This window comes from Cupriavidus sp. FW305-27, from assembly GCF_058787995.1.
Genome location: NZ_JBYTAG010000026.1, coordinates 72,819 through 83,263, shown reverse-complemented (window position 1 = coordinate 83,263; position 10,445 = coordinate 72,819). Strand labels below are relative to the sequence as shown.

The 10,445-nt window shown below is 65.6% G+C and carries 7 protein-coding genes and 1 rRNA gene; 1 reads left to right on the top strand and 7 read right to left on the bottom strand.

The features are described 5' to 3' along the window. Window positions 1-282: ribosomal RNA gene (locus AC3WRI_RS14825) — 16S ribosomal RNA — on the bottom strand; the annotation flags it as partial. A 515-nt stretch (window positions 283-797) separates the two neighbouring features. Beyond that, on the bottom strand, window positions 798-1,658 hold the full coding sequence (locus AC3WRI_RS14820; protein WP_011615216.1) for a LysR family transcriptional regulator: 861 nt from the start codon (window positions 1,656-1,658) through the stop codon (window positions 798-800). A gap of 107 nt (window positions 1,659-1,765) precedes the next feature. Between AC3WRI_RS14820 and AC3WRI_RS14815 the strand changes: the two genes are divergently transcribed. Beyond that, window positions 1,766-3,061, top strand: a complete 1,296-nt coding sequence (locus AC3WRI_RS14815) for a DUF3422 family protein (RefSeq protein ID WP_136227759.1) — start codon at window positions 1,766-1,768, stop codon at window positions 3,059-3,061. Between the two features lie 5 nt (window positions 3,062-3,066). On the opposite strand, the gene AC3WRI_RS14810 is transcribed toward AC3WRI_RS14815, so the two are convergent. The 5 genes from AC3WRI_RS14810 to AC3WRI_RS14790 form a co-directional block, all read right to left on the bottom strand. After that, a complete protein-coding gene (locus AC3WRI_RS14810) occupies window positions 3,067-3,978 on the bottom strand; it encodes an ATP adenylyltransferase family protein (protein ID WP_010811619.1) in 912 nt (303 codons plus the stop codon). Between the two features lie 18 nt (window positions 3,979-3,996). Further along, window positions 3,997-5,601, bottom strand: a complete 1,605-nt coding sequence (locus AC3WRI_RS14805) for a GMC oxidoreductase (protein ID WP_041687318.1) — start codon at window positions 5,599-5,601, stop codon at window positions 3,997-3,999. Window positions 5,602-5,609: 8 nt separating this feature from the next. Beyond that, window positions 5,610-7,481 (bottom strand): preprotein translocase subunit YajC, encoded by a 1,872-nt coding sequence (locus tag AC3WRI_RS14800; protein WP_231881400.1) that lies wholly within the window; start codon window positions 7,479-7,481, stop codon window positions 5,610-5,612. A gap of 205 nt (window positions 7,482-7,686) precedes the next feature. Next, window positions 7,687-8,151, bottom strand: coding sequence for a (2Fe-2S)-binding protein (locus AC3WRI_RS14795; RefSeq protein ID WP_011615212.1), 465 nt, complete (start codon window positions 8,149-8,151; stop codon window positions 7,687-7,689). Continuing rightward, window positions 8,120-10,444: a xanthine dehydrogenase family protein molybdopterin-binding subunit gene (locus AC3WRI_RS14790; protein ID WP_492293483.1), complete on the bottom strand. Its 2,325-nt coding sequence runs from the start codon at window positions 10,442-10,444 to the stop codon at window positions 8,120-8,122. The genes AC3WRI_RS14795 and AC3WRI_RS14790 overlap by 32 nt, the downstream gene beginning before the upstream one ends. Between the last annotated feature and the right edge of the window lies 1 nt (window position 10,445).

The window sequence follows — 10,445 nt, the reverse complement described above, 5'->3', positions numbered from 1 at the left end:
TACTGATCGTCGCCTTGGTAGGCCTTTACCCCACCAACTAGCTAATCAGACATCGGCCGCTCCTGTAGCGCGAGGCCTTGCGGTCCCCCGCTTTCACCCTCAGGTCGTATGCGGTATTAGCTAATCTTTCGACTAGTTATCCCCCACTACAGGGCACGTTCCGATGTATTACTCACCCGTTCGCCACTCGCCACCAGGCCGAAGCCCGTGCTGCCGTTCGACTTGCATGTGTAAGGCATGCCGCCAGCGTTCAATCTGAGCCAGGATCAAACTCTTCAGTTCAATCTCTGTGTGGACCCGAAGGTCCTCGCTCTTTCGAGCGGTCGCTCACTCTCAGAAAACTGACTGACCAGATCCGAAGATCCAGTCACGTTTTGCTGTGCGAGCACTGTATAACTTGTAAAGCTAAAAGACCGAAGTCTTCCGCATCCGTTATCAAGCGCCCACACTTATCGGTTGTTTGGTTGTTAAAGAACCCGCCCTTTCGGGCCGCATCCGGCTTTGCCGTTTGCGTTGCTGCGTTTTGTTTGCAGCGGAGAAACGAGACTATAAAGAAGTTTCTGCGATTAATCAATCATTTTCGAGAAATTCTTTATTCTGGAAGGCACACTCTTTCGAATCGAGTTAATCCTTGCAAGTCTTTTCCCACCCCCGTTGCGCGGTGCCTTGCGAACGAGGGGGCGAATCTTAATGCCTGGATGCCTGCCTTGCAAGCGTTTTTGAAAAGAACTTGAATGAGCCTCCTTTGTCACTTGACCACGCCCACCCACGGCCTGCCGACGAGGGCGAACGCCTCATTACGCTTGCCAGCGCTGCAACTCGGACAGGATCTGTTCAGCGAGGAAGTCACAAGGCGGCCGCTTCGACTTTGCGCTGCGCGCCAGCACCAGCTCCAGCCCGGCTAGCCCGGGCAGCCCCTGGGCCTGGCCAAGGATGGTGAAACGGGCCGGAACGGCACATCGCGCGAGCGGCGCCACCGCCAGTCCCGCTTCGACCATGCTGAGCAGGCCGAGCAGGCTGGGACTTTCATAGGACATGCGATAGGCGATCCTGGCCTGCTCCAGGCTGCGGATCGCAATGTCGCGGGCGACGCTGCCCGACTGGAACACGGCAATGGGCAGCGGCCGCTCGCTCCAGATTTCGTGCGCCGCCGGCGATGCGGCCCACACCATCGGTTCCAGCCGGATGAACTCCCCGGACAACCCTTTCACTCGCGTTGCGCAGACCAGGTCGACCGATCCGTCCTTGACCATGGGCGCCAGCGCCACGCTTGGCAGGCCAATGACCTGGATCTCGACCTTGGGATAGGTCGCGGAAAACTTCTTCAGGATCGCGGGCAACAGGGACGAGGCATAGTCGTCCGGCATGCCGAGCACCACGCGCCCGGTCACGTCGGGGCGGACCACGGCCGCCCAGGCCTCGTCGCGCAGGGCCAGCATGCGGCGCGCGAAGCTCAGCAGGACCTCGCCTTCCGGGGTCAGCATCATGTTCCTCGGCCTGCGCACGAACAGTGGCTTGCCCAAAGCTTGCTCAAGCGCCTTGATCTGCATGCTGACCGCCGACTGTGAGCGGTGCACGAGTTCCGCCGCGCGGGAAATGCTGCCGGTATCGGCAACCGCCACCATCATGGCCAGGACATCGAGGTCAAGCGCTTTCACTGGTATCAGAAAAACTGAAGCAACAGATCAATTTTACGCATTTTTCTTAACCATCGGTGCTCGGGCATACTGGTCGAAAACGTTGACCACCTATGCCACACGCGAACATGGACCACCCCTTGCGCGACAGCCTCGCGCGCGAACTGCATGCCCGCCCCTTCCTGCGCATCGGCGGCCCCGCCTCGCTGACGCACTTTGCCATCTATGCCGACGGCGATACCGCCGTCCACCATGCCTTGCTAGCCGACTTGTGCAGGCTGACCGGGCTGGAGGTACCGGCCGACGGCGTAACGCACTATTCAGGGCGTTGGGGCGATCACAAGCAACTGAAGTGGGAGCGGCACACCGAGTTCTCCACCTTCACGTTCGTGGCGCGACGTGGTGACGCGGACTACTTCTCCGACCTGGCCACCGCCCATATCCCGGCCGAGTGGTTCGACAGCTTCGCCGGCAAGCGCCTGGTGGCGCTGCGCATGGAGCTGGTCTCGGGCGAGGCCGCGGCCCATGCGCGCGACCACGTGCGGGAATGGATCGACGGCCCGACCCTGGCGGGCAGCCACGTGCTCGGCGGCGGCGAGGTGTTCTGCGACTGGACCATCCCGCCAGATGGCTTTACGCGCTTCCTGGTCATCGACAACGGCTTCCGCGAAGTGCAAGGCGGACGGCTGCTGCAGCGGCTGTATGAAATCGAGACCTACCGGATGATGGCGCTGCTGGCCTTGCCGGTGGCGCGTGAACTGGGCCGCAGCGTGGACAACCTGCAGCGCTCGCTCGCGCCGCTGATGCGCAGCATGGACACGAGCCAGGGCGGCCGCCACGATGCCGAGCTGCTGGAGCGGCTGACGCACCTGGCGGTCCGCATCGAGGCGCTGGCTGAATCCGGCAACCGCTTCAGCGCGTCGCGCGCCTACGAGAAGCTGGTGCTGGCGCGCATCCAGGAATTGCGTGAAGAGCGCATCGAAGGCATACCGACCATTGCCGAATTCATGGAGCGCCGCTTCGCGCCTGCCATGGAGACGTGCAGGTCGGTCTGGGCGCGGCACGAGCAATTTGCCGGCCGCGTGGCGCGCGCGCTCGACCTGCTGCGCACGCGCGTCAACCTGGCGCAGGAGCAGGACACCACGCGCCTGCTCGAGGGCATGGACCAGACCGCGCGCAGCCAGCTGCGGCTGCAGCACGCGGTCGAAGGCCTGTCGGTCGCGGCCATTTCCTACTACGTGCTGTCGCTGGCGGGCACCGGGCTCAAGGCGCTGCATGCGGTGCACCTGCCGCTGGACCCGGAACTGATCAAGGGCGTGCTGATCCTGCCGGTGGTGCTGCTGGTGCTGCGTGCTACCAGGCGCAGCAAGCATGCCGGGCAAAAAGCGGCGGCGCGGCGCCCGGCTGCGAATCGGGCCGCATAGGGCAGCTAGCCTGCTGTCCCGCCCTGCCCCGCGGCTGCCGTGGCTTGCCGGAGGAGATGCATCGGGCCAAGGCTCTCAATAGCCTGCATCTGCGCCGCATCCCGGACAAAAAGCGAGCCGGCGAACGCCAGGGCATTGACTGCGATGCCTTCCACGCACTCCATGGATCTCGGCACCAGCAGCAGCCCCGCGGGCATGACCAGCAGGTTGTACGGCGCTGACGGGTGCAGGCCGCCCTCGACATCGACCGCGCGCACGCCAACCGCATCCAGCAACGCGCGGTAGCGCTCGCACGCCGTGCACGCCATCTCTTCCACCGGCGCCGCGGACAGATCCAGCGGCGCGAACGCATGCGCAAATGCCAGGCCGGGAACGGCACCGATGGCGCCGGCGATCCGTGCCGACGCCAGCAAGGGACCAATCGGCAGCGCCGGCCCACCCTCGGCGAACGGCAACGGTACGATCTGCAGGTGTTTGTGGGCCTGGCTCGCTCCCGCGACTGCCCCGCCGTTGTAGAAGCCCAGGCTCGGGAACTCCGCCATGCAAGCCAGCAGCGCTTCAAAGTCCGCCACGGTCAGCAGGGATTCCTGCGCTTCGAAGCGGCGCGTGACGATGAGCAGGTGATGCTCGATGACATTGAACTTGTTGAGCAAGGCCACATGGGTGTCGGAGATATCCGCGACAAACAGTTCCGGGTCATAGGGCAGGAATGGATTGCTCCCGGCGCTGCTGGTCGTGCGTGCCTTGTCCTTGCGAGCCAGGCTCGATACCTGGCGGACCAGAAACCGCACGCCACCGTCCTCGATCGCCGCCTCGGTGGTTTCGATCGGGCACAACGCCCCGCTCTGCAAGGCATGCGCCGTCCGCTGCAGGATCGCCGGCCACAGCGTGCCAGGCTGAAGGTGTCGATGGTGCATGGTTGGCTTTCGCTAGCGTCAGTCCTGCTCGCGCAAGAGCATCGCCACGTTGCGCTCCGCGAGCGCCGCGATGGTTCGCGAAGGATTCAGGCCGAGCGGACGCGGGACGATCGCTCCGTCCATGACATACAGTCCCTTGTAGCCAAATACCCGGCCCCTTGCATCGACGACTCCGTCTGCAGCGGAGGTTCCCATGTTGCAGCCTCCCAGCGGGTGCGGTGTGATCAGGTTGTGCCACCGTCGCCAGGTGAGCGGTACCCACGGATCCCCGCCAGTCGCTGCCGAGAGCTGCGTATGCGCTGCAATCATGGCCTCGATGACGGCCACCGATGCCTGATAGGACCAGTCGAGCCGCAGCACACGACGCCACGGTGCGTACCACGTGCGGCCCAGTCTCAGCTGGCCATCGCCAGGGTCCACGCCCTGCCCGAACCAGGGCATCATCTGCTCGACCGGATCGCCGTCGTCAAACAGTCCTCCGACCTCCTTCCACACGGCACGCAGCTTGCGGGAACGCGTTCGCTTCATATGGCGCCGAATGAAGTTGCCTGCGAGGTTCGGGATTCCACCGTCCTCCACGAAGAGCGCCTGTCCGTTCGGGCCGCTGTGGTCCAACAGGTCGATCGCTGCGGAGATGGTTACGCCATGGGAAGGAGAGATCGTCCTGTGGTCATAGTAGGCTGGCGTCACGAAGTCGCCATTGTGCGCCCACCCATATCCCAACCGTGGCGAAAGCCCCGGAAGTGTGCGATGCTCATCCCGACAGCGCAGCAGAAGCTCGGTGCTGCCGATGGAGCCGGCGGCCAGTATCACCCTGGCGGCCGTGACTGTGCCAGGGCTCGTCGTTTCGTTTTCCGGGTCGATCTTCCTGAAGCATACGCGCCAGCCCTGCTGCAGCGGCTCGAGCCGGTCTACCAGGTGCAGCGGAAGAATCTCGGCGCCATTGTCCTCAGCCACTGCCAGGTAATTCAGGTCCAGCGTATTCCTGGCCGATACCTGGCACCCCACGTCACAGTTGCCGCAGTGAACACAAGTGCCCTGCAACCTGCCGTGCTGGTTCATGAATGTCTGTGAATGACGGTCATCGCGGGCGTCTTGCCGTGTGGGGTCCCAATGCTCGGAAAATGTCACCGCCAGCGGCAATTTACGGAAGCGCCCGCCCCAACCGCAGGCTTCCGCCCCCTCGCGCAACAGCCGGGTTCGCTCGCTCAACTGGTTATCCGGCACTTCGCTCACCGCGAGCATGCGCCCGACCTCCTCATAGTGGGCCTGCAGGCCGGCATAGGTAACCTCTTTCGGCCAGCCCTGCTGGAAGGCTTCCGGCTTGGCTTCCACGGAAACGTTGGCGTAGATCAGCGAGCCGCCACCGACCCCGGCCCCGGCGATGACCCATACGTCAGAGAAGGTCCGGATATCGGCCCAGCCATTGAAGCGATTGGCGCGCTCCTGGTTCCACAGCCAGGGGTCGCTCTCGTCGCGCGGGTAAGTCGCGGGGCTCCAGCGCCGGCCGCGCTCCAGCACCAGCACCTTGCGGCCGGCCTGCGCGAGCCGGCACGCCGAGACTGCACCACCGAAGCCGCTGCCGATGACGACGACATCGTAGGCAAGCGCATTGCTCATCATGACGCTCCCTATCGTTGGATGATGATTGGCTTCTCCTCAATCATCCGCACCGCCTCGGGCGGCATTACCTGACCGTCTGCCGGCACGAACCGGGGGCCGGTCGCGCCGGGCTGGGCGCGTATGCGCCAGGTGCCATGGACCTTCGTCAATCGCTTGACGCCCTCGCCCAGCTTCCAATGACGGCAGACCTTCTCCAGCTTGAGCGGGTAGATCGTCAATTGCCCACCCTCGAACCGCATCCGCAGGAAGCATTTGTAATCGGCGATGCGCTGGGAGGAGAACACTTCCTCGGGGTGCAGGCGCCAAAGGGCATTGCCCAACACCATCCATGCGCCAAACAGCAGGCCACCGAGGGCGCCGCCCAGCAGCATGGCCTCGACCACGAACAGCAAGACGGGGGGCGCATTGTCCGCGCCAAAGACATGGAAGTTGAGGCGCATGACGAGCCATAGCAGCGCGACTGCCAGTGCCAGGTGCAGCAGCCCGTGCAACGCGCCGACAACGCACGCCAGGCGCACGCCGCGCCTGACATCCCTGGTCGACAGCGCAGCACAGGTAAAGACAATGGCCGCTGCGAACACCACCGACGCCGGACTGTGCGCCATGACCCGGAACAGTTGGTGGAACACCTCGCCGATATTCCCGAATGTCACTTCGAGCCCGGCCAGCCTGTCGACGAAGCTGCGTTGATCGCGTCCGGGGACAGATACCAGGCTCGCGCTTTGAATGATCCAGTCGAACAGCAAGTACAGGATCGCCACCAGCGCACAGAACGAGAGGTTGCGCGCAGGCAGTTGCCACGCGCGATTGCGCAATTGCCGGGAAGCGGATTTTTCCGGATACGCTGACTTCAGTTCGTAGAACTGTCTGGCCGGGCCCACGACGATAGGCCTCGGCGGATCTGGCAGCAGGTGCGTGCCGTGAAGAAATGCACCGCCGCCTCCGCAGGTGATGCGATGCGGTCCCGCCGTGCCCTCTCGCGGCACGTAATGCGCGTAGTGGTGCGAGTTGCCGGCCAGCACCAGCGCGAGCCGGTCGCCCAGCATCCCCTCGATCTCGCTCAGGCTCCGGAAGCGCGGCGTCTTGGCCTCGATCGAAGGTACGGCCCGCCGCTCGCCGCGGCGCACGCGCTCCATCTCGTCAATCCAGCTCGCCTCGGGCGCGCACAATACGACGCGGTCACCGGGCTGCAGCGCCGTGTGCATCTTCTGGAAGTACTCGCGCTGCGGCCGGTCGATCTCAGACTCCAGTTGCAGGTCCAGGCCCCAGACCCACCAGCCGCCGGGCAACTGCAAGGCATAGTAGCCAGTGCGCTGGCGTGTCTCCCAGCCGCCCACGGGCTTGCCGCTGCAGAACAGGCGGGCGAAGCCACGCAGGCCATCGTACCAGTCGTGATTGCCAGGCGTGGCGACCATCCACGGCGCATCCGGCAACTTGATCGGCTGGTCGCTGTATGCGGGGCGCACGATCTCGACCGGCGCAGGGAATGCCGCCCGGAAGGGATCGACGAAGCGTGTCCGATAACCCTCATGGGCAGGGGTCGGATACACCTGGTCGCCACCCAGCAGCAGCACCTTTGCCCGTGGCAGCGTCACGCCTTGCTCGCGCAGCGTCACCGCGTGACTGACGCACAACGCCATGGAGTAGGTCGAGTCCCAACCGTCGCCGGTGTCGGCCAGATAGTCGACCCAGACACCGCCGTGCCCGTCGGCGGGCACCGGGAGCGGCGGGTTCGGATTCAGCGTGGTGAGTGCCGCCTGCACCATGCGCTGGTCGGCAAAGGCGCCGATCGCCATCGCCACGGCAACCCGCATGGCAGTGAACGGCAGCTGTAGCGGGCTCAGCCAGTTCACCATGGTTCTTTGGGTGTAGAGTTCCACGCGCCCGGTCGCGGCAGACGCGGAAGCGATCGTCGCGGAGCCGGCAGCATCGGCCGCAGCTTGCGAACCACCCGGATATGGCGACTCTGGTGCTGACCCGGAATGTTTCATCGCCTTACCCCCAAGACTTCCAGCTCGTCCGCAAGGATCGGGGCGCTCGCGCATGCTGGCGCGAGTGCCAGCCGTTGCCAATGGCCCTACGCCCTCACCCCCTCAACATCTCCGCCGCTTCCGCAATCGCCCTTCTGATCCGTGTGTACGTGCCGCACCGGCAGATCACGCAGCTCATCTGGTCGGCGATCTCCGTCTCCTTCGGATTCGGGGTGCGCTTGAGCAGCGCGCTCGCCGCCATCAGTTGCGCGCTCTGGCAGTAGCCACACTGCACCACCTCGTGCTTCAGCCAGGCCGCCCGCAGCGCGCTCGCCTCGGGGCCGTCGAGTCCTTCGATGGTGACGATCTTCTTGCCTTCCATCTCGCTCGCCTGGTGCTGGCACGACAACACCATCTTGCCGTTGACATGCACCGCGCAGGCGCCGCACACCCCCACGCCGCAGCCGAACTTGGTGCCTGTCAGCTTGAGCTCGCAGCGCAGCACCCACAACAGCGGCGTGCAGCCGTCCGAGCGGACTTCGACGCTCTTACCGTTGACACTGATCTGATGGTCTGGCATCGCAGGCTCCGGAAGGCGGCAGGGTCTTCAGCAGCGGCAGGTCGCGCAGGCGCTCGCCGGTCGCATGGAACAAGGCGTTCGCCACCGCCGGGGCGATCGGCGGCGTGGTGGACTCGCCCACGCCCTGCGGCGGGCGCGTCGAAGGCATCACGTGTACCTGGATGTCCGGGCAGTCTCGCAGGCGCATGGCCGGAAAGGCGGTGTAGTAGTCCTCCTTCACCTTGCCTCGCTCCAGCGTGATCTTCTGCCACAGCGCTGCCGACAGCCCGAACACAATGCCGCCCTCGACCTGCTGCTCGATCAGGGTCGGGTTGACCGGCATGCCGCAATCGATGGCGCAGAACACGCGATCCACGCGGACCTGCCCCATGTTGCCTACCGACACCTCGGCGACCTGCGCCACCACGCTGCCGAACGACTCGTGCAGGGCCACGCCGCGCCCCATCTTCGCCACGCCAGGCTGCTTGCGCAAGGGCTGGCCCCAGCCCGACATCTTTCTTGCCTGCTCCAGCACCGCGCGCTGGCGCTCATCCCTGAGCAGGCTCATGCGGTAGTCGAGCGGGTCCACCCCGACCGCCACCGCCAGCTCATCGACAAAGCTCTCCATGAAGAAGGCGTGGTGCGAGTGCCCCACCGAGCGCCAGTAGCCCACGGGGATGGCGAGGTCCACGGTCTGGTGGCCGACCCACACGTCCGGCCAGTCATAGGCCTGGTCGAAGGCGCCCTCCGCCGTGGACTTGTCCAGCCGCGACAGGAAGATGTCGGGCAGGCCGAAGTTGCGTTTCGCGACGCCCTCCAGCACTGACTGGCTGGCCGAGACATTGCGCACGGCGATGACCTTTCGGTTTTCGTCGAGCCAGGCCTCGAAGCGCGACACGCTGGCCGGACGGTAGAAGTCATGCCGCATGTCCTCGGGGCGCGACCAGATCGTCTGCACCGGCACGCCCTTGCGCCTGGCGGCAATGGTGGCCGCCTGGCAGATGAAGTCGACTTCGAGCCGGCGCCCGAAGGCACCGCCGATGAATTGCTGGCGCAGTTCGACCTTGTCGGTGTCCAGCCTGAGCGTCTTCGCCACGCAGCGGCGAGCCAGCCCGGGCATCTGCGTGGCAGCCCACACGATGGCGCGGTCCTCCTGGACCAGCACCGTGCAGTTGACCGGCTCCAGCGCGGCGTGAGCGAGATAAGGCGCCGAGTACAGGACCTGGATGGCGGGCTTGCCCTGCTTCATGGCGCGCCCGTTGCCATGCTCGTACCAGACGCGTGGGTCGGCGGCGTCGAGCGCCTTCACCAGCGTATCGCGGATGCCGTCGCTCGACAGCTTCGCCGCTTCGCCCTCGTCCCACTTGCACTGGACCTTCTCCACCGCCTGCATGGCGATCCACGCATCGCTGGCGATCACCGCCACGCCGCCGCTGCCGCCCTGGAGCGGAGGCAGCGCGACCAGGTCGAGCACGCCGGGCAACTTCTTTACGTCGTCGGGCGGGGATCCCCGCAGCGTGCCGCCCAGCGTCGGACACATCTGCACGCTGGCGTAGACCATCGCGTCCGCCACCACGTCGATACCGAAACTGGCTGTGCCGTGGAGCTTGGCAGCGGCATCAAGGCGCGCCGCGCGGGTGCCGATGAGCCTGTAGCTGGCCGGATCCTTCAGTTCGGCCTTGCGAGGCAAAGGCTCACGCGCGGCAGCCGCGGCAAGTTCGCCGAAGGTGGCGCTGCGCCCCGACGGATGCACCACCTTGCCGGCCTGCGCGCGGCAGGCTTCGGCCTTGACGTCCCACTGCTTCGCCGCTGCCGCGCACAGCATCATGCGGGCGGCGGCGCCGGCCTCGCGCATCGGATGCCACAGGTCCCTGATGCTGGTAGAGCCGCCGGTGAACATCAGGCCCACCTCGCGCACGCCCTTGCGCGTGAACCATTCGGCGGCACGCCTGGGCCACCCCTTGTCGTCCGGCCGGAACGGCAGGTTGGCGACCACGCCCTCGATGTTGTTGTACAGGTTGTCGATGGGCGACGGCTCGACCCGGATCTGCGACCAGTCGGCCTCCATCTCCTCGGCCAGCAGCATCGCCGCGCCGGTATGCACGCCCTGCCCCATCTCGGCCTTGTTCATGACAACCGTGACGGTGTTGTCGGACGCCACCTTGACCCAGCCGTTCAGCGCGAATTGCCCGTCGCGCGCTGCCAGCGGCTCGCCGCCCGCCAGGCGCTGGCGCGGCGGCAGCCAGGCCCACCCGATCACCAGCGCACCGGCAGCGCCCGCACCGCCAAGCAGGAAGGCTCTGCGCGTCAACATG